Genomic DNA, 19,448 nt, shown 5'->3' with positions numbered 1-19,448 from the left:
CTTAATTGCCGGCTTATTATTTTATGCTTTTTTAACTTCGTCTCGAAGTTGTCGGCGTAAAATTTTACCCACATTCGTTTTTGGTAATTCGTCCCTAAATTCTACCAGCTTAGGCACTTTATATCCCGTTAAATGATGTTTACAGTGCTTAATTAGCTCTTCTTGTGTAAGCGATTTATCTTTGGCAACCACAAATATTTTAACCAATTCACCACTGGCTTCGTTAGGTACACCCACTGCGGCCACTTCTATCACTTTAGGGTGCATGGCCACAACTTCTTCAATTTCATTCGGGAACACATTAAAACCTGACACCAAAATCATGTCTTTTTTACGATCAACAATATAAAAGAAACCCTTTTCGTCCATGTAACCGATATCACCTGTGGCTAACCAGCCGTCTTTATCGATAACTTTTGAGGTTTCTTCAGGACGTTGCCAGTAACCTTGCATGATCTGTGGCCCTTTGGCATACAACTCGCCTGTTTCGCCTTGTGCTAACACCTTACCATCATCATCACGCACCTGGATCATGGTTGAGGGGGCAGGAAAACCAATCGAACCGTTATAACCAGATAAGTTATACGGACAGCAGGTTACTAAAGGTGAAGCCTCAGTTAAACCATAACCTTCTAACAACCTGGTTTTGGTTACTTTTTGCCATTTATCTGCCACAGCGCGCTGAACCGCCATGCCGCCACCTATAGAAAACTTCAACTTTGAAAAGTCTAAACTGGTAAACTCTTCACTATTGACCAACGCATTAAATAAGGTATTCACCCCTGTTAGGGCCGTAAATGGGTATTTTTTCAATTCGCCGACAAATGCAGGTATATCGCGCGGGTTAGTAATTAACAAGTTTTTACTGCCTTTGTGTAAAAACAACAGGCAATTAACTGTTAAGGCAAAAATATGATAAAGCGGTAATGCCGTGACAACAAACTCAACACCATCGTTGAGTGCTGGCGAATAGGCGCCATTGGCTTGCAATACATTACTGACCACGTTTTTATGGCTAAGCATTGCACCTTTTGAAACCCCAGTTGTTCCGCCGGTGTATTGTAAAAAGGCCAGATCGTCACCATCAATATCTGCTTTAATGTACTGTAGCCTTCTGCCTTTACTTAATGCGTCACGAAATGACAACGCATGAGGTAAATGGTATTTAGGCACCATTCGCTTAATGTATTTAACGACAAAATTCACAAGCGTTCGTTTAGGCGCACTGAGTTGATCACCAAGACTGGTAATAATGACTGACTCTACTGGAGTTTGATCAACTACTTCTTCTAAAGTGTTGGCAAAATTTGACACCACGACGATGGCTTTCGCGCCAGAATCAATCAATTGATGTTTTAGTTCACGAGGGGTATACAGAGGATTGACGTTAACTACGACCATACCTGCACGTAAAATACCAAACAAAGCAATTGGATATTGCAATAAATTTGGCATCATAATGGCGACACGATCACCTTTATTTAAATGCAGTTCATTTTGTAAGTAAGCAGCAAATGCTCGACTACGCTCTTCGAGTTTGCGATAAGTGATTGTCGCGCCCATGTTGATAAATGCAGCTTGATCAGCATATTTAGCCACTGATTCTTCAAACATGTGTACTAAAGAACTAAATTGAGATGAGTCGATTTCGGCCGGAACATTTTCAGGCAGGTGATTAATCCAAGGCTGGTCCACAAGTGTCTCCTAATCATTCCACTGTGCTAAGACGTGCATTCCCCGTCAGTGGTAAAATTTTATTGCAACTGCATATCATTTATATTGTTTTTGCAGGCTTTTATGTTTCTTGTAATGCTTATTTGTCGCGACAAAAATCATACAAGTGTTTTAATTTTTGACCATAATCACATAAATGCATTCAAAATAACAGCGATTTCAACCGTTACAGCCACTAATTTAGAATAAATGCTCCAATCGATTCTGCGACTTGCCTAGCATTACCCATATGTAAGTGATGATCACCCGCTAATGTAACCATTTTAATATCAGTAAACCAGGTATTTGCATGCTGTTCAGTTAATGTGAGTTGTTTATAACCGTCTATAGCACCAATAAAAAGTGTTGCGGTATTACTGCGGGTCATTAATGCATCAACTTGTTCAAAGGTAAAACGATTTAATGAATCAAGCTTTAATCTTGGATCGCTTCGCCACGCGCATTTATCATCAATCAATTGCATATTTCGCCGCGTGATGAGCTCACACCAAGGTAAAGCAAGCCCTGTAAGTTGATGCCTTGCTTGAATAGCCACATCCATTGAAGAATATGTTGGCGTTGGCCGGGCTAACTGACGATTAAAACGCGCTTGTTGAACTAAACCGTTGCGAAGCCGACTCTTGGCGTGCTCTGCTGATTCAAATAAAGGCGCAAGTGCTTCGATTAGGATCAATTTTGCGACATGCTCAGGCATGCAAGCATTGTAAGCTGAGGCAATAATCCCTCCCAAAGAGTGCCCGATAAGAATGATAGGTTGATTATCTGTTGATATTGCTTGAATAACGGCCTGTAAATCATAGATATAATCAACCCAATGTAATGGATATCTGCCCGGTCTATGCTCAGACAAGCCATGCCCTGGCCAATCTATGCAGATTAACTGATGACTGTTAAATAAACCTAGTTGTTGAAATTCATGAGCTAAGGGAGCAAAGCTGTCGGCGTTATCTAACCAACCGTGTAGCGCCAAAATAATTGGATTGTTAGCATGACCATAACGCTTTACTGCAATATTAATATGCGCCAAGGTCAGCTGAAATTCAGTAGCATCAACATTAAGACCTGTGTTTAACATAGGATAATACCACACTCATTAAAGATAATATCAATAACACATCATTGGTGTTATTCAACAATACAATGAATGTATTTTTGGAAGTGATGATAAAGTACTTAAGGAAAGCAAACGGGATAACTTATCAATGAGCATAATAAGTTATCCCATGGTAACGTTACTTGGTGGCTATTTTGGTAAATTTAAGCGTCATACGATCGCTCTCACCAATATCAAGGTATTTTTGCTTATCCTCATCACCCATTGCGAGTCGAGGTGGCAATGTCCACACTCCTTTTGGATAATCTTTAGTGTCTTTCGGGTTAGCGTTAATTTCAGAGCTAGCCGTTAATTCAAAACCGTATTTTTTGGCCAATTCGACCATTTGGTTTTGATCCATATAACCGCTTTCTGCTGGCATACCGACATTGGCTCTATGTTCAACCACGCCAAGTGAACCGCCCACTTTTAACACATCATAGGCCGCTTTGAATACGCCTTCTAATTCACCTTTCATTGCCCAATTGTGCAAATTACGGAATGTCAGCACATGATCGGCTGAGTTATCTTTACCTAATGCAAATTTAGCAGGTGGGTCTAGCGTGACAAATTGCACATTTCCTACAGTGGCTTGGTTATCATTTACCCATTTTTCAAACTTTAAACCTGCTGATTGATAATAAGCACTTTGCCTAGTCTCTGTAGCCGGTTTAGTTTCAAAATTAGCTGCCACATATTGGCCCTTTTCAGCTAAGTAAGGTGCCAAAATCTCAGCATACCATCCTCCACCAGGCCATAACTCAATTACAGTTTGATCAGGTTTGACGTCAAAAAATGCTAACGTTTCAGCTGGGTGACGATATTGGTCACGTAATTTATTTTCTGAAGAACGAAATTCACTGGCTACGGCTTTGACTAATGCAGCATTAATTTGCGGCATTGCTTCTTGCTTAACAGGCACGGCCTGTGCGGCAAACACAGCTGGTGTTAATCCAAGACAAGAAACGCCAATTAAGGCTCCTAACATCATGTTACGTTTCATTTAGTTACTCCCTTTGTGTACTCTACTTTTTGCCAACATAACCACAGCATCACACAACTGAACATCAGCCATGTTATGACCCATAACCATGCAGGGATCCACGTCATTTGCGCTAGCATCACCGCATCGCCTTGGCCACTTAATCCTAATAACACCATAGGGCTTGCCATGGCATTCAAAATTATCATCAGCCCTAATATACGCAGTAAGGTGTTTAACAGACTACTGTTTTTTAATTTAAGTGGTAACAAAAAAACAATTGCAAGCACAAGTAAAATTGCAATGGTAAGAATATCACGCGCCCAAAACACTAATGATGACGCAACGGTCAACCCTAATAAGCTTAGGGTAAAACGAATAATGCTTTTTTTAGTGGCTAACAAAAAAATAACATAACCCCATAATGCAGCGCCCAAATAGCCAGCATAGGCAATGACTATGCTGCTACCACCCTGACTAAAACAAAAGCCAGCACCATTAGGAAATAACTGAATATGACTCACCATCCCACCGGTTAAGATAGTTGCAATACCATGAGATAACTCATGAAAATAGCTTTCTAACCATTTAAATGGAATAGAGATATAAGGTAAGCGAGTGAGTAAAAATGCCACCAGCAGTTCAAGCATAAATCGGCTGCGACTAGGCGTTGCAGATAAGCCATTAGGCATACAAGTCTATACCGACCATTTGTTGAATTTCTTCACGTTTTGCTGAATGTTGAGTTGATAAATACTGAGCAATTGCACCACGTTGGCTACTGGTTTCACGGTCGTACTCGACACGTGCTTGGCGTTTAGCAGATAGGGTGACATCATCAACAATTTCAACGCTATGACTCTGCGCCCCTTGTTGCTCAGCATCGACAGTAACAGGATTGACAATAATCGCTTCACGCGCAGGAGTAATGGGCCGATTGCCGGCAACAGCTTGGCTCAGGCTGACAGCGCCTGATTGATTATTTGCCAAAGATAATGCTGCATTCATCGTCATAAGCGTAACTGACTGTCTCAGTATTATGTGAAGTGTTGATTAAATAATATGTCAATTTACGTGCAATGGCTATTCTCGACCAGGAAGTTTTTGCCACGTGACAGTATCACGCAAGTAAACTGGGGCAAGTTCATCAACACTGGTGTGTAAGCCCTGTTGATAGCCTTGTTGTGCTAACAACAGCATGTATTTTGCGTCAGGGTAAGTAACGTCACTGCATAAAGTGGTGTCTGGCGCCAATGCCAACAGTTGAGGATAAGCGGCAAAACCAGTACCACAGGCATGAATAGCTTGCTCGCTTTTCAGTAACATCTCAACCGCTTCTGGTGCGCTGACATGTTCTTCACCCACTAATGTTGCAATGCCATCTTTGGCAACAAATTGGCCCCAATAAACTTCATCCATACGAGCATCAATACTGCAAAAAACCTGAGTGGCTCCGTGCTCTGTAATCGCCGCTTGGGCCATTGCTGCTAAGGTCGAAATACCTATCACAGGTAACGCTAAACCAAGTGCAAGCCCTTGAGTCATGCTGGTACATATTCTAATACCGGTAAAACTTCCCGGCCCTCTGCCATAAGCAATTAAGTCAACCTCACCTAACGTCACTTTTGCTTGTGCTAAAATGTCATCAACCATAGGTAATAACCGTTGGCTATGTTCACGAGGGGCGTCGGCAATTTGGGCAAACAGCTTGCCATTGACAGTGAGCGCAGCAGAACAGGTTTCAGTGCAGGTATCAAGCGCAAGTATGGTTAACGGCTGTAACATAATGGAAAATTACCCAATAAATAAAGCATCAAATTAGCCCAATATGATAACTGATACATGCCGTTTTAAAAAGCTTATGGGATCTGTTTTAAAAATTGCAATGCACTGTCTAAATCTCGTGTGCGTTTCATTGGTGGTAATGAATTAATAAATGCTTGTCCATAAGCACGGTTAACAATGCGGTTGTCTAATAAAATCAGCACGCCTCGATCTTTCTCATCACGGATAAGTCGCCCAACCCCCTGCTTTAAACTAATCACAGCTTGGGGCAAGGAGATATGATTAAATGGATCCATTCCCTGACGTTCAGCATTGGCGGCACGGGCTTTATACAGCGCATCATCAGGTGACACAAAAGGTAATTTATCGATGATGACACAACTTAATAATTTGCCTCTCACATCTACACCTTCCCAAAAACTGCTAGTACCCAGTAATACCGCATGACCTAATTGCCTAAACTTATTCAGTAAACTCTGTTTGCTCGCCTGCCCTTGTACCAATAATGGGTAGGCTGTTCTACCCTGTAAGGAACTGGCAACCTGCTCAAGCATTTGATGGCTGGTAAATAAAATAAATGTTCGGCCTTGTGCCGCATTGATGGCTGGGATACAAACATCAACCACTTGTTTTACTGAATGTTGAGACTGACCTACTTTGCCAAGGTGTCTTGGTACACAAAATATGGCTTGATTTGGATAATCAAATGGACTGTCTAAAATAATCTGCTTAGCAGATCCTAAACCTAACTCAGTCGCAAAATGGGCTAAACTTCTATTTACTTGCAAGGTTGCAGAGGTAAAAATCCACTGCGTATTACCATCAAAAAGTTGCTGGCATTGTTTGGCCACATTAATCGGGCTAAGCCTTAACATGATAAACCTAGCGCCTAATTCGACACTGTACGCAGATTGCATATCTTTGCATTCAAAATAATCTTGTAACTTTTGCGCAAGCTCGTGAAGTTGTTCAAACGCAAGGTCAAGCTGATCATCTCGGCCTAGATGATAAGTCATCACGTTAGCAAGATCGGCCAAGGCTTGCTGTAATGTCCACGATAGGTTGGCTAAATGTTTATTCGCTAATACTTTGCGCCAATCTGATACTTGCGCATCAAACATTGCATTATGCCAATCACTTAATCCTATTAATGCTCGCTGCGCCAACTGTTCTATTTGAATACTGTCGCGAATAACCGTTTTGTGCAGCTTAATAATGTTATTTAGCAGGGAGTCTATTTCTCGGCTGGAGATATGACTTCCAAAATAATTAATGCAAATATCTGGCACCAAATGGGCTTCATCAAAAATCACGACATCAGGATCGGGCAGTAATTCAGCAAAACCGGTATCTTTAAGCAGTCTATCGGCAAAAAACAAATGATGATTAACGACAACAACTTTAGCATCCATCGCCCTTACCCGCGCTTTTCGAGTAAAGCACACATCGTAATGTTGGCATTGCTTACCTGTGCAGGTTTCTTTGGTGCTTACCACGCTTGGAATTACCTCAGAATGCTCTGCAACTGAGGTTAAATTACCGATATCGCCGTCTTTTGTTAAATGCGCCCACTGATTAATTTTCAGTAAATCATCAATGTAATCATCAGCAAATTGACTCGCGTTTTGCATAAGCTTTTCCAGTCGCAACTGACACAAATAGTTATTGCGCCCCTTTAATAATGCAATAGGTACATACACAGATAGCATTGCAAGTAAGGCGGGCAAATCTTTTAAAAACAACTGCTCTTGCAAGTTTTTACTACCCGTACTGATAACCACTTGCTTACCACTAAGTAATGCAGGGATTAAATAAGCAAAGGTTTTACCTACACCGGTACCGGCCTCGAGGATCAGGTTATGTTGTTGGCTAATGGCCTCACTCACAGCGACAGCCATATCGGTTTGACTTTGACGATGATGGTAGTTGTGTACATGTTTAGCCAATGCACCATGGCCGCTAAATTCGTGAACAACCGTTTTAGTGAGTCTAGAGCTCAAAGTATCCTCAAATGATAAAATGATGACTGGCTAATTGTGTGCAGTATTATGCTTATAACCGTCACATCTTCCAACCTATAATAACGATAAATCAAAGACACACTATTTTAACATTCCCCCCTTGACCCAAAGTAGACTCTATTGAATAGTTAGCATCCTTGTTACAGGCACATTGCCATGCTGCAATCGATACTCACCCCTATTAAGGTTATATGAACACAATTGAACTCATTTTTGCCTTTTCATTGCAATTACTTATCATCATTATTGCTTCGCAAGTTATGGGGTATTTAGCCAAATTTATTGGCCAACCTAAAGTTGTTGGCGAGATGATAGCCGGCGTGATGTTAGGCCCCTCACTTCTTGGTTTTATATGGCCACAATGGCAACAAAGTGTGTTTATTGAACAGACGCAATCCTGGTTATATCTGGGCGCACAATTGGGTGTTGGCTTATACATGTTTCTAGTAGGCTTAGAATTCAATACGGATTTATTTAAAAACCAACTGAAATCAGCTATATCGGTATCGTTAGCTGGCATGTTAGCCCCTTTTGCAGTGGCCATGTTGTTGTGTATTTGGCTAATGGACGTTCCTGGTTTATTTACAGAAAATATCAGTTTTAGCCACGCGTCATTATTTATGGGCGCCGCAATTGCAATCACCGCATTCCCAATGCTTGCCAGAATCGTCTATGAACGTGGATTAGCCGGTACCGCTTTAGGTACCTTAGCATTAGCGGCTGGCGCAATAGACGATGCTGCCGCATGGTTTATTTTAGCCATAGTGTTAGGAAGTTATGGCGGCGGAGTATTATTAGCGCTTAAAGCGTTGTTCGGCGGTGGGCTTTATGCCTACATTATGCTAACCAAAGCCACAATGTGGCTTCAACCACTTGCTAATAATGCTCAAATAACAGGCAAATTATCGCATGGTACATTTGTATTCATTTTAATCTTGTTCGGCTTGTCAGCTTACGCAATGGAATGGGTTGGTTTACATGCTGTGTTTGGCGGCTTTTTATTAGGTGTTGCGATGCCTAGAGGGCAACTAACAGACATACTCACCTCAAGACTACATACCATTACCCTAGTCATTTTGTTACCTATGTTTTTTACATACTCTGGTTTAAAGACAGAATTAACCTTATTAGCATCTTGGGATTTACTCGGTATTACACTATTAATTTTATTGGCCTCTATATTGGCGAAAGGCCTTGCATGTTGGGCGGCAGCAAGGTTAAGTGGAGCAGACAACCCTACCGCAATGGCTATTGGCGCGTTAATGAATGCTCGCGGGCTAATGGAGCTCATTATCATCAATATTGCCCTGCAACATGGCATTATTGAGCAAGGGTTATTTTCGATAATGGTAGTGATGGCGATTGTGACTACGTTTATGGCGACCCCCATATTTGAATTAGTCTATGCCAGAAAACACATAAAAGGTCGTGAATGAAATTAATCCTATTTGGGCTACTGACATTATTGTCACACAGTGCCTTAGCAACACAATGTGAAAACATCTCCGTTTTGCAAGGCTTATTAGGCGTTTGGCAAAGTGTGCACAAACAGCGCATTGTGCAAGAGCAATGGCAACAAGTGAGTGGCAATACTTTTGAAGGCAGCGGTGAAACCTTTACCGAACAATGGAAACACAATGAGTCTTTGCATTTATTGAGTATGCCTGAAGGGATTTTTTATGTGGCGACAGTGGCACATAATCCTTTGCCAGTAGCATTTAAACTAACCCAATGTGAGCAAACAAGACTGGTATTTGAAAATAGCGCACACGACTTTCCAAATAAAATTGAGTATGATTTTATCGACCATGATCATCTCATTGTGAAGTTAAGCGGCCAACACAGTAAAGGCGTTAACATTAAGTTTACTCGCCTCAAAGACAAAAATAAGGCAAATTAATGCAACGCAGACAGTTTTTAAAAATCGGCCTCGCCAGCTCAGTGATCGGGCTTAGTGGTGCAAGTGCGGTTTGGTTAGCACAAGGCAACGATCCAAAATCCCTCACTCTTGACGCATTATTCTCAAGGTTACACATGTTTGCCAGCTTACCAGCTGAAGCACTTGCAAACTTGAGCATAGGCCAATGGAATGCGGCGCAAATTTTTACCCATTGTGCTCAAAGCGTTGAGTTTTCCATGAGTGGATATCCCCAGCACAAATCGGCCGTATTTAAACAAACAATAGGGACATTAGCCTTTTCTGCTTTTGCCATAAAAGGGGCAATGACACATAACCTTACCGAGGCCATTCCAGCAGCGCCAGTACTTGAACCAAACGCTGATGCCCATCAAGCCCTGGCGCGATTAGTCACATCATTAACTGACTTTTCGCAATACCAAGGCCAACTAGCACCGCATTTTGCTTACGGTGAACTGACTAAACAAGAATATGAGCTTGCGCATATTTTGCATTTTTATAATCACCTAGACAGCTTTAAACCATTGAGTAACCCAGTATGATGCTAATTAACCTCAGCTCTGGATAACAAACGCCTTTCAAGCAGTCCTTTGCCTTCCTCACTGCGTTGAATTAACTTGCAATAGGCTAGCTATTGACGCGTTAATTCGCCTTGTTAGCAAAACAAATCACAAGCTTGACAGTGGATTTTAGTCAATCTATTGATTTATATCGTTATCAATACATCTCTTATCCAGAGTTGAGGTTAATTAATCCAAATGCTGGATAATTAATGATACCGAGCCGCAGCACTCCCTCTCTTTAAACCCACACCCATTAATGGGCTGCTAAGGCGTAATGCCCAGTTGCCATTATGTTGCTGTTGACACGCAGTTTCCGTATCAAACAGAACATGTTGCTCAATATTGCCAAGGGCAATTCCGTCTTTTGCCAACGTGCGTTTAATCAAGTTCATTAACTCAAGCTGATGACCATCTAGAGTGAATTGCCTCAGTTGTGGTTCAGTATCAAACACACATACAATGCGCAAACTTTTAGGAAATGCATTGTAATCAACTATGTGAGTTAACCATGCAAAGCCACAATACGTGTCCATTGCAAAATCACACACTTCTGTCAGTAATTGCCTGAGCCTATTGTCTATTTTTTTATCTGTTTTACGCATAATGTGCCGTTAGTCGCCTCATCTCGCCTGCATCGCGGTATTAGCCTGCGGGATTTCAACATTTCATTGCAATCTTAATTGCGTCATAATACCGTAAACCGAATAAACCTAAACCCTCGTTTAAAAGGGCTTACACTGCGTTGCATGACGTTGAAAGAGCATCACTATTCATTCGCCTTGTTTAAGCCCTTTTAAATTCTCGCGAAGCGATCATTTACTCACGCGCAATGGTATTATCACTGCATTGAATTAACTACCGCCTAAGGTTTGGTAGATTGTTAATGAAATATATCGTCCACCCAAAATTTAGGTGAATAAATAAGTAATATGTGGCTTAAGGAAAAGCAATAATGAAATGGTTAATTGTGGTCGTGATCAGTTGGTGTATCGGGTTTGTCAGTTACCCACTGATTTGGCCGAACAAGGCACACAATACCGCAAACAGCTCGCATGTTTCACAGCCAAGCAACGGCGTAAATAATTTATTGACGGCATCATCAAGCTCTACAGCGGCAACACATTCTCAGTTGACCGCGCAACAGCGTGACCAAGGCCTGCTAAAAGCATCGCTAAATAACGATGAAACACCATATATGTCAATTTTTAAAATCATGCAGCTCGCCGAACAAGACCCTTTAGAAGCACTACTCGTTGCTCAAGAAACACAACACCAAGATCTATACGGCTTTATCTTAGAGATTGCCGGAAAAAAACAATTTTCAAATGTAATTTCATGGCTTGAACAACAAAAAAATACTGAACAATTTGAATCGCTACTCGACAGTTATTTGCGCGGTTTAGCGTCAGTGAACCCTCAACAGGCATTAAGTGATGTTGAACTGTTAGCGGTAGAACCAATGAGATCGGCAATTGTGATGTCAATTGTTGACTCATGGGCCAGCACCGATGCACTTGGCGTATTTGAATGGTTAAAGCAACAACCTGAAAACCAATCAACCCTAAAAATGTATTTAAATACGATGTATTACTATATTGAACAATCACCAAATGAGGCAGCTAGTTTAATTTCATCACTGCCTTTAAATGAATCCACAAACTACCTCATTACCTCAATGGTTTATCAATTAGTCGAAAAAAACATCCAAGATGCGGTGGACTGGTTAGATGGCATTTCAACAGAGCAACGTGCCAGTGGGGTATTTATTATTTCTCGTAAAATGGCCGAAACTGACCCCGAAGCGGCCCTAGCCTTTTTAAACAACCAAAAACAAATATACGATTTAAATCAAGACTACTTTAATAGTGCGCTAGCAGAAATTGCCAGTGTAGAGCCCAATATCATGCTTGCTCGAATTGATAATTACGACACCAATGTGCAGCGAGATATCATTATTAATGCCAGTTATGCTCTGGCCGATCATTCTGAATCACGATTTTTACAAGTGGTTGAGCAGCTTTCAGATGACAATAAAGACGTTGCCTATCGTCAGCGAGCAAACCAGCTCAGCCAAAGCGATCCGCAACAAGCATTTAATATTGCCCAAAGAATTAACGATGCAGCCGCACGTGAGGAATCTATCGTGAATACGGTAAATATATGGAGTAGTTTTGATAAACGAGCCGCATTGAGTGCTATTGACAGTTCGGCACAATTAACCGCCAGTCAAAAAGCTGATATAAGCAGTCAAATAGAGTTGCAACTCAGCTCATCGAATATTATTTATCCGTAATAACACTAGCTAAGTTCAAGCGCTGTGGCTCAATGTGTAACACCCCGCTTGCAAAAAAGATGAGCATATTTCATGGTCGAGGCCCTTTTTAATCACGTATGAGTCATAACGCATAACTTATGCAAAAAATCTTGTCATTAAATGACATTAATGCTTTATCCACTATTGCAAACAAACATAAATACGGTTAAGTTAAATGCAAGTCGATTTGCACGACAAGTTATGTGTGAATAAACCCTCACAAAAAACGACTATTTAATACAGAATTAAGAGAACAACTATGAACATCCAAGTGACTACAATCCATCATCATCACCATATGCGGTAGCCTTCGGATGCTTACTGCCGGAGGACGTTATCCTTCTGGTGGTGAACATATTTTCACATAAACCCCTGGAAGGAATTTCAGGGGTTTTTTGTTTTCTACAGAATTATTTTTTAAGCTTTTAAATTTACAACATTTTATATTTAATCTATTGAGGAAGTATCACATGAGTCAATCAAAACGTTTACGTATCGCCATTCAAAAATCAGGCCGCTTATCAAAAGAATCGCAGCAACTGCTTAAAAGCTGTGGTGTTAAATTTAACGTAAATGAACAGCGCCTAATTGCCCACGCTGACAATATGCCAATTGATTTATTACGCGTACGTGATGACGATATTCCAGGCCTAGTAATGGACGGCGTAGTTGACTTAGGCATCATTGGTGAAAACGTACTAGAAGAAGAACAAATCGAACGTCAGACCCTCAACAAACCTTCAGCCTGCACCAAGTTACGTGAGTTAGATTTTGGTGCTTGTCGCTTATCTTTAGCTGTGCCTAATGAGTTTGAATACAAAGATGCAACCTCTTTAGAAGGTCTTCGCATTGCCACCTCATACCCAAATCTTTTACGCCGTTTTATGCAAGAAAAAGGCATCAACTACAGTGACTGTATGCTAAAAGGTTCAGTAGAAGTTGCCCCACGCGCTGGCTTATCTGACGGTATATGTGATCTGGTTTCAACCGGTGCCACACTCGAAGCTAACGGCTTATATGAAACCGAAGTCATCTACCGCTCAATGGCCTGCATCATTCAATCAAACGAAGATCAAACACCAGAGAAACAAGCACTAATCGACAAAATTTTATCACGCATGAATGGGGTAATACGTGCTCGCGAAAGTAAGTACATCTTATTGCACGCACCAACCGAAACCTTAGATCAAATCGTGGCCCTATTGCCAGGCGCTGAAAACCCAACGGTATTGCCATTAAATGACGATACAAATCGAGTGGCCATTCATGCTGTTAGCAGTGAAGACTTATTCTGGGACACAATGGAAGAATTAACCGCCTTAGGTGCAAGTTCAATTCTTGTTATGCCAATTGAAAAAATGATGGGGTAACACATGCAAATTCTCGATTGGGCGTCTTTGTCTAAAGCCGAGCAACAACAAGCATTAACCCGCTCACCTCTCATCGGTGACGCCAGTGTTGAGCAAGGTGTACGCGATATTATTGAACAAGTAAACAGCCAAGGTGACGCGGCGTTAATTAGCTTTAACAAACGTTTTGATGGTGTTGAACTCACCAAGCTGGCATTAACCGCAGAACAAATTAGTGCCGCATGTGATCGTGTGAGTGACGATGTTAAACAAGCTGTAGCTCAAGCAGTGGCTAACATTGAAGCATTCCATAAAGCCCAAGTGTTTAATGGTGTGGATATTGAAACCCAAGCGGGAGTGCGTTGTGAGCTTCGAAGCGAGCCAATCGAGCGTGTTGGTTTATATATACCCGGCGGTACTGCGCCACTAATCTCTACCGTGATGATGCTTGCATTACCCGCCAAAATCGCCGGCTGTGAAAAACGTGTATTAGTAAGCCCACCACCCATTAATGATGCCATTGTCTATGCTGCCAATGTGTGTGGCATTACCGACATTTTTCAAGTGGGTGGTGCCCAAGCCATTGCAGCACTCGCATTTGGTACCGAATCTGTGCCTAATGTAGACAAAATTTTTGGCCCTGGTAATCGTTACGTCACTGAAGCCAAACGTTTAGTGTCGCAAGACAGTCGTGTCAGTGTGTCAATTGATATGCCAGCAGGCCCGTCTGAAGTGTTAGTGATAGCCGACAAAGACGCAAACCCAGCATTTGTCGCCTCAGATTTACTGTCACAGGCAGAACATGGGGTTGATTCACAAGTGATGTTAGTCACTGACTCAGTTGATTTAGCAAACGCGGTCAACCAAGCGTTAACTGAACAACTTGCCAAATTGAGCCGTAAAGACATTGCCGCCACCGCATTAGAATGTAGCCGCAGTATTGTTGTCTGCGATATGTCCCAAGCCGCAAAAGTATCTAACTTATATGGCCCAGAGCATTTGATTATTCAAACAGCTGCACCTCGAGACGTATTAAAGCACATTCGCGGTGCAGGTTCAGTATTCTTAGGGGCTTATACCCCTGAATCTGTTGGCGATTACGCAAGCGGCACCAACCATGTATTACCCACCTATGGTTACAGTCGCTCGGTTTCAAGTTTATCGCTCGCTGATTTCAGCCGCCGCTTTACCGTGCAAGAGCTCAGTCAAGCTGGCTTACAAACCTTAGGTCAAAGTGTCATGGTACTGGCTGAAAATGAGCTGCTAGATGCCCATAAAAATGCCATCGCAATTCGTTTAGCCAGCCTACAACAATGATAGTTTAGTGAATTAGAGAACATAGCCATGAGCCCAAAAACAGCAGCGCCATTTGACCCTAAACAGTTGGCCCGACCAGAATTACTCTCGTTAACCCCGTACCAAAGTGCCAGACGCATTGGTGGCCGTGGTGACATTTGGATTAACGCTAACGAGTCACCGTTTAACAACAGTGAGTTAGATAAAGTGAACCGTTACCCAGAATGCCAACCCCCAGAGCTGATTAATGCATACAGCCAGTATTCCGGCGTAAAGGCCAGTAACATTATTGCCAGTCGCGGCGCAGATGAAGCGATTGAATTATTAATCCGCACGTTTTGCATACCAGGTGTCGACAGTATTGCTTGTTTTGGGCCAACTTATGGCATGTACGCCATTAGCGCTGCCACATTTAATGTCAGTGTCACTGCGTTAAGTTTAACCGAAAACTATCAGCTACCCGCTGCATGGCCTGCGCAAATCGGCAATGCCAAAATCGTGTTTATTTGTAACCCAAATAACCCTACGGGTACGGTTATCGCTAAAGAAGATATTGAGCAAGCCATTCAAGCTGCGCCCAATGCCATTGTGGTGGTAGACGAGGCCTACATTGAGTTTTGCCCCCAATACAGCGTGGCAGATTTGCTTAGCACCTACCCTAACCTTGTGGTACTGCGCACCTTATCAAAAGCATTTGCATTGGCCGGCGCACGTTGTGGCTTTATGTTAGCCAATGATGCCATTATCGATTTAGTCATGTTAGTGATTGCACCTTATCCCGTGCCACTGCCGGTGTCTGAATTAGCCACTAAAGCCTTAAGTGCCCAAGGTCTTGATACCATGCAAACTCAGGTGGCCACTTTAGTCGAACAAGGCCAGCGATTAAGTACGGCATTAAGTGCTTTTGGCGCTCAAGTACTGCCAGCAAACGGTAACTACGTGTTAGCTAAATTCGATGATGTTGCCAGCGTAGCTGAGCGCTTACGTGAGGCAGGCATTGTTGCCCGTGCATACAAAGATCCTCGCTTAGCCGATGCTATCCGCTTTAGCTTTACCAACGAGCAGCAAACCAATGCCATTATTGCGTTGTTTAACGGCTCGGCGGCATAAACCACATTAATACATAAAAGTTAACTATAAAATTACACCCTATTGTTAAGGTAGTCCCATGAAACAAAACATATTATTCATCGACCGCGATGGCACATTAGTAGAAGAGCCTGCTATCGACAAGCAATTAGACCGCTTAGAAAAACTGGTTTTCGAACCACAAGTCATTCCTGCTCTACTCAAGCTGCAAAAGGCTGGATTTCGGTTGGTGATGGTGAGTAATCAAGATGGCTTAGGCACACCTTCATTTCCAAAAGAAGACTTTGACGCACCACACAATATGATGATGCAAATCTTTGCCAGCCAAGGTGTTAAATTTGACGATGTGGTCATTTGCCCACACTTTAATGACGAAAACTGCAGCTGTCGCAAGCCAAAACTTGGCCTGGTGAAAGACTACTTAACTCAAGGTAAAATCGACTTTACCACCTCTGCGGTGATTGGCGATCGTGACACTGACGTAGAACTGGCTAATGCCATGGGCATTAAAAGCTTTAAATATGACCGTCAAAGCCTTAACTGGGACGACATCGCCAATGCCCTATTGAGCAAAGGCCGTATCGCCACGGTAGTGCGCACAACCAAAGAAACCGACATTAAAGTGACCATCGACCTAGACAGTCAAACCAAAGGGTCAATCGAAACTGGCATTGGATTTTTTGACCACATGCTTGATCAAATTCAAACCCACGGCAATTTCAAAATGGATGTCCACGTCGACGGCGACTTAGAAATTGACGATCACCACAGTGTTGAAGACACCGCCCTCGCCATTGGTGATGCAATTCGCCAAGCACTAGGTGACAAACGCGGTATTGCGCGCTTTGGTTTTAGCTTACCAATGGATGAAGCCAGCGGTGAATGTTTAATGGATATCTCAGGGCGACCATTTATTAAATTCAGTGCTGATTTTGACCGTGAAATGGTGGGCGAAATGGCCACTGAAATGGTGCCGCATTTCTTCCGCTCATTTGCTGACGGCCTTCGTTGCACATTGCACATTGGCTCAACAGGCGATAACGATCACCACAAAGTGGAAGCATTGTTTAAAGTGTTAGGCCGCACACTTCGCCAAGCGGTGAAAGTCGAAGGCGACATACTGCCATCAAGCAAAGGCGTACTGTAAGGAGTTAACGTGACACAACAAACTGTTTCTTCAAACAATGCCAATGACTTAACTGTGATAATCGACACAGGCTGCGCCAATTTAAGCTCGGTACGCTTTGCGTTTGAACGTCTTAACGCCAATGTCGTTGTCAGTGCTGACTTTGATGTGATTCGCAGTGCCGCGCGCGTTGTTCTACCTGGCGTTGGCACCGCTGGTGCGGCAATGGATGCACTAAAGCAAAAAAACTTAATCGCGTTGATTAAAAGTTTAACTCAACCAGTGATGGGCGTGTGTCTTGGCATGCAAATGCTCGCCAGCTTATCTAACGAGCATGGCGGACGTAGCGAGCAAGATATTACCTGTTTAGGCCTTGTGCCCACTGAGATTGGCGATCTTGACAGCAAAGGCTTGCCCTTGCCGCACATGGGTTGGAACCAAATAGAGGTTGGCGACCACCCGTTATTTAGCGGGATTGAAAATGGCAGTTATGTGTACTTTGTGCATAGCTACCGCGCGCCCATCAGTGAATACACCTTAGCTAGCAGCACTTATGGCGAATCATTTAGTGCTGCCATTGGCAAAGATAACTTTTTCGGGGTGCAATTTCACCCAGAAAAGAGCGCAAAAGTGGGTGCACAAATTTTACAAAACTTTTTAAACATGGGGACACCACAGTGATTATTCCTGCCATTGATTTAATTGACGGCCAAGTGGTGCGCTTATACCAAGGCGACTACGACAAACAAACCACCTTCGACTTAAGCCCGCTAGCACAATTACAGTCGTATCAAGCACAAGGGGCTAAGTTACTGCATATTGTTGACCTCACTGGGGCAAAAGATCCCAACAAACGTCAAACCCAGCTGATCAGCGAATTAGCCGCAGGGCTTAATGTCGATATTCAAGTTGGCGGCGGTATTCGCAGCGAAGAGCAAGTTGCAGAGCTGCTTAATATTGGCGTTAAACGAGTGGTGATTGGCTCCCTTGCCGTCAAAGAACCTGAACTGGTTAAAAGCTGGTTTGTAAAATACGGCAGCGATGCCATCTGCCTAGCCCTTGATGTTAACATCAACGAGGCTGGCGAAAAAATAGTGGCGGTTTCAGGTTGGCAATCAGGTGGCGGTAAGTCACTAGAATCGTTAGTCGCCGAGTTTGAAAGTGTTGGCCTTAAGCATGCTTTAGTTACCGACATTAGCCGTGATGGCACCTTAACAGGCGCGAATACCGAGCTCTATACTGAACTGGCATCAGCTTATCCTCATATTTTATGGCAAGCCTCAGGCGGTATCGCCACCCTAGATAACGTTGCAGCAGTGCGTGACAGTAAAGCGTCGGGCATTATTATTGGCAAAGCCTTACTGATTAATCAATTTACCGTTGAGGAGGCAATACAATGCTGGCCAAACGCATAGTTCCGTGTCTTGATGTCCGTGACGGTAAAGTCGTTAAAGGCGTGCAATTTCGCAACCATGAAATTGTCGGTGACATCGTTCCCCTCGCCGCCCGTTATGCCGAAGAAGGTGCTGATGAGCTGGTGTTTTATGACATTACTGCCAGTGCCCACGACCGGGTTATCGATAAATCCTGGGTAAGCCGTGTTGCAGAGCAAATTGATATTCCCTTTTGTGTAGCCGGTGGCATTAAAACCATTGAGCAAGCACGGGAAAAACTGGCTTTTGGTGCCGATAAAATCTCGATTAACTCGCCAGCATTAACCGATCCAAGTTTAATCTCGCGCTTGCAAGATGAGTTTGGTCGCCAGTGTATTGTGATTGGGATTGACTCATACTACGACGCGGTGTCAGACAGCTACAAAGTCAAACAGTTTACCGGCGATGAAGCCGCCACCAAAGACACCCAATGGTATACTCAAGACTGGGTGGAAGAAGTGCAAAAACGCGGTTGTGGAGAAATTGTGCTAAACGTGATGAACCAGGACGGCGTTCGCGGTGGTTACGACATAAAGCAACTCAGTATGGTACGAGCGATTTGTGACGTACCATTAATTGCTTCAGGTGGCGCGGGTACCATGGCACACTTTAAAGACGTGTTTGAACTGGCTAAAGTCGACGCCGCATTAGCTGCAAGCGTATTTCACAAAGGCATTATCGATATTGGCGAGTTAAAACAATACTTACACGCTAATCACATCGCCATTCGTTTATAACGTTGCCA

General features: G+C 42.9%; 19 protein-coding genes and 1 other annotated feature. Of the genes, 11 read left to right on the top strand and 8 right to left on the bottom strand.

What is annotated here, in order from left to right; genetic code table 11:
* Positions 1-21: 21 nt before the first annotated feature.
* The 7 genes from fadD to yoaA form a co-directional block, all read right to left on the bottom strand.
* Entirely contained in the window at positions 22-1,695 is a 1,674-nt protein-coding gene (gene fadD, locus L2703_RS10790; protein WP_248971098.1) for a long-chain-fatty-acid--CoA ligase FadD, read from the bottom strand.
* 214 nt (positions 1,696-1,909) lie between these two features.
* The gene (locus L2703_RS10785) at positions 1,910-2,809 is read right to left on the bottom strand and encodes an alpha/beta hydrolase (protein ID WP_248971097.1); all 900 of its coding nucleotides are present in this window, start codon (positions 2,807-2,809) and stop codon (positions 1,910-1,912) included.
* Between the two features lie 157 nt (positions 2,810-2,966).
* Positions 2,967-3,728 (bottom strand): class I SAM-dependent methyltransferase, encoded by a 762-nt coding sequence (locus L2703_RS10780; protein WP_248971161.1) that lies wholly within the window; start codon positions 3,726-3,728, stop codon positions 2,967-2,969.
* A gap of 98 nt (positions 3,729-3,826) precedes the next feature.
* Positions 3,827-4,501, bottom strand: a complete 675-nt coding sequence (locus L2703_RS10775) for a M50 family metallopeptidase (RefSeq protein ID WP_248971096.1) — start codon at positions 4,499-4,501, stop codon at positions 3,827-3,829.
* Positions 4,494-4,823, bottom strand: a complete 330-nt coding sequence (locus tag L2703_RS10770; RefSeq protein ID WP_248971095.1) for a hypothetical protein — start codon at positions 4,821-4,823, stop codon at positions 4,494-4,496. Before L2703_RS10770 ends, L2703_RS10775 begins: the two co-directional genes overlap by 8 nt.
* A 69-nt stretch (positions 4,824-4,892) precedes the next feature.
* Entirely contained in the window at positions 4,893-5,594 is a 702-nt protein-coding gene (gene tsaB / locus L2703_RS10765) for a tRNA (adenosine(37)-N6)-threonylcarbamoyltransferase complex dimerization subunit type 1 TsaB (protein ID WP_248971094.1), read from the bottom strand.
* 74 nt (positions 5,595-5,668) lie between these two features.
* The gene (gene yoaA, locus L2703_RS10760; RefSeq protein ID WP_248971093.1) at positions 5,669-7,594 is read right to left on the bottom strand and encodes a DNA repair helicase YoaA; all 1,926 of its coding nucleotides are present in this window, start codon (positions 7,592-7,594) and stop codon (positions 5,669-5,671) included.
* Positions 7,595-7,806: 212 nt separating this feature from the next.
* Here yoaA and L2703_RS10755 point away from each other — a divergent pair, with 212 nt between their 5' ends.
* The 3 genes from L2703_RS10755 to L2703_RS10745 are packed head-to-tail and all read left to right on the top strand — an operon-like array spanning position 7,807 to position 10,075.
* Positions 7,807-9,051, top strand: coding sequence for a cation:proton antiporter (locus tag L2703_RS10755; protein WP_248971092.1), 1,245 nt, complete (start codon positions 7,807-7,809; stop codon positions 9,049-9,051).
* The gene (locus L2703_RS10750) at positions 9,048-9,515 is read left to right on the top strand and encodes a DUF6265 family protein (RefSeq protein ID WP_248971091.1); all 468 of its coding nucleotides are present in this window, start codon (positions 9,048-9,050) and stop codon (positions 9,513-9,515) included. Before L2703_RS10755 ends, L2703_RS10750 begins: the two co-directional genes overlap by 4 nt.
* Complete coding sequence (locus L2703_RS10745) at positions 9,515-10,075, top strand: DUF1569 domain-containing protein (RefSeq protein ID WP_248971090.1); 561 nt, start codon at positions 9,515-9,517, stop codon at positions 10,073-10,075. Before L2703_RS10750 ends, L2703_RS10745 begins: the two co-directional genes overlap by 1 nt.
* 227 nt (positions 10,076-10,302) lie before the next feature.
* Here L2703_RS10745 and L2703_RS10740 read toward each other — a convergent pair whose 3' ends face one another.
* Positions 10,303-10,698: a Fis family transcriptional regulator gene (locus tag L2703_RS10740; RefSeq protein WP_248971089.1), complete on the bottom strand. Its 396-nt coding sequence runs from the start codon at positions 10,696-10,698 to the stop codon at positions 10,303-10,305.
* 350 nt (positions 10,699-11,048) lie between these two features.
* Here L2703_RS10740 and L2703_RS10735 point away from each other — a divergent pair, with 350 nt between their 5' ends.
* The 8 genes from L2703_RS10735 to hisF all read left to right on the top strand — a co-directional run bounded on the left by L2703_RS10735 (position 11,049) and on the right by hisF (position 19,440).
* On the top strand, positions 11,049-12,389 hold the full coding sequence (locus tag L2703_RS10735; protein WP_248971088.1) for a hypothetical protein: 1,341 nt from the start codon (positions 11,049-11,051) through the stop codon (positions 12,387-12,389).
* Between the two features lie 303 nt (positions 12,390-12,692).
* Positions 12,693-12,811 (top strand) — a sequence feature (His leader region).
* Positions 12,812-12,880: 69 nt separating this feature from the next.
* Positions 12,881-13,780 (top strand): ATP phosphoribosyltransferase, encoded by a 900-nt coding sequence (hisG, locus tag L2703_RS10730; protein ID WP_248971087.1) that lies wholly within the window; start codon positions 12,881-12,883, stop codon positions 13,778-13,780.
* A 3-nt stretch (positions 13,781-13,783) separates the two neighbouring features.
* Positions 13,784-15,076, top strand: coding sequence for a histidinol dehydrogenase (hisD, locus tag L2703_RS10725; RefSeq protein WP_248971086.1), 1,293 nt, complete (start codon positions 13,784-13,786; stop codon positions 15,074-15,076).
* 27 nt (positions 15,077-15,103) lie between these two features.
* The gene (hisC, locus tag L2703_RS10720) at positions 15,104-16,165 is read left to right on the top strand and encodes a histidinol-phosphate transaminase (protein WP_248971085.1); all 1,062 of its coding nucleotides are present in this window, start codon (positions 15,104-15,106) and stop codon (positions 16,163-16,165) included.
* 58 nt (positions 16,166-16,223) lie between these two features.
* Complete coding sequence (gene hisB / locus L2703_RS10715; protein WP_238104410.1) at positions 16,224-17,291, top strand: bifunctional histidinol-phosphatase/imidazoleglycerol-phosphate dehydratase HisB; 1,068 nt, start codon at positions 16,224-16,226, stop codon at positions 17,289-17,291.
* Between the two features lie 9 nt (positions 17,292-17,300).
* The gene (gene hisH, locus L2703_RS10710; protein ID WP_248971084.1) at positions 17,301-17,951 is read left to right on the top strand and encodes an imidazole glycerol phosphate synthase subunit HisH; all 651 of its coding nucleotides are present in this window, start codon (positions 17,301-17,303) and stop codon (positions 17,949-17,951) included.
* On the top strand, positions 17,948-18,685 hold the full coding sequence (hisA, locus tag L2703_RS10705) for a 1-(5-phosphoribosyl)-5-[(5-phosphoribosylamino)methylideneamino]imidazole-4-carboxamide isomerase (protein ID WP_248971083.1): 738 nt from the start codon (positions 17,948-17,950) through the stop codon (positions 18,683-18,685). The genes hisH and hisA overlap by 4 nt, the downstream gene beginning before the upstream one ends.
* The gene (gene hisF, locus L2703_RS10700; protein ID WP_238104403.1) at positions 18,667-19,440 is read left to right on the top strand and encodes an imidazole glycerol phosphate synthase subunit HisF; all 774 of its coding nucleotides are present in this window, start codon (positions 18,667-18,669) and stop codon (positions 19,438-19,440) included. Before hisA ends, hisF begins: the two co-directional genes overlap by 19 nt.
* Positions 19,441-19,448: the final 8 nt, after the last annotated feature.

It is taken from the genome of Shewanella basaltis (assembly GCF_023283885.1).
GTDB lineage: Bacteria > Pseudomonadota > Gammaproteobacteria > Enterobacterales > Shewanellaceae > Shewanella > Shewanella basaltis.
The sequence above is the reverse complement of the archived record's forward strand: the minus strand, read 5'-3'. Positions and strand labels throughout refer to the sequence as shown.

Bases quoted from the DNA above. Each gene is read 5' to 3' on its own strand.
- L2703_RS10785 (WP_248971097.1), bottom strand. From the start codon at position 2,809: ATGTTAAACACAGGTCTTAATGTTGATGCTACTGAATTTCAGCTGACC.
- L2703_RS10780 (WP_248971161.1), bottom strand. From the start codon at position 3,728: ATGCCGCAAATTAATGCTGCATTAGTCAAAGCCGTAGCCAGTGAATTT.
- L2703_RS10775 (WP_248971096.1), bottom strand. From the start codon at position 4,501: ATGCCTAATGGCTTATCTGCAACGCCTAGTCGCAGCCGATTTATGCTT.
- L2703_RS10770 (WP_248971095.1), bottom strand. From the start codon at position 4,823: ATGACGATGAATGCAGCATTATCTTTGGCAAATAATCAATCAGGCGCT.
- tsaB (WP_248971094.1), bottom strand. From the start codon at position 5,594: ATGTTACAGCCGTTAACCATACTTGCGCTTGATACCTGCACTGAAACC.
- L2703_RS10755 (WP_248971092.1), top strand. From the start codon at position 7,807: ATGAACACAATTGAACTCATTTTTGCCTTTTCATTGCAATTACTTATC.
- L2703_RS10750 (WP_248971091.1), top strand. From the start codon at position 9,048: ATGAAATTAATCCTATTTGGGCTACTGACATTATTGTCACACAGTGCC.
- L2703_RS10745 (WP_248971090.1), top strand. From the start codon at position 9,515: ATGCAACGCAGACAGTTTTTAAAAATCGGCCTCGCCAGCTCAGTGATC.
- L2703_RS10740 (WP_248971089.1), bottom strand. From the start codon at position 10,698: ATGCGTAAAACAGATAAAAAAATAGACAATAGGCTCAGGCAATTACTG.
- L2703_RS10735 (WP_248971088.1), top strand. From the start codon at position 11,049: ATGAAATGGTTAATTGTGGTCGTGATCAGTTGGTGTATCGGGTTTGTC.
- hisG (WP_248971087.1), top strand. From the start codon at position 12,881: ATGAGTCAATCAAAACGTTTACGTATCGCCATTCAAAAATCAGGCCGC.
- hisD (WP_248971086.1), top strand. From the start codon at position 13,784: ATGCAAATTCTCGATTGGGCGTCTTTGTCTAAAGCCGAGCAACAACAA.
- hisC (WP_248971085.1), top strand. From the start codon at position 15,104: ATGAGCCCAAAAACAGCAGCGCCATTTGACCCTAAACAGTTGGCCCGA.
- hisB (WP_238104410.1), top strand. From the start codon at position 16,224: ATGAAACAAAACATATTATTCATCGACCGCGATGGCACATTAGTAGAA.
- hisF (WP_238104403.1), top strand. From the start codon at position 18,667: ATGCTGGCCAAACGCATAGTTCCGTGTCTTGATGTCCGTGACGGTAAA.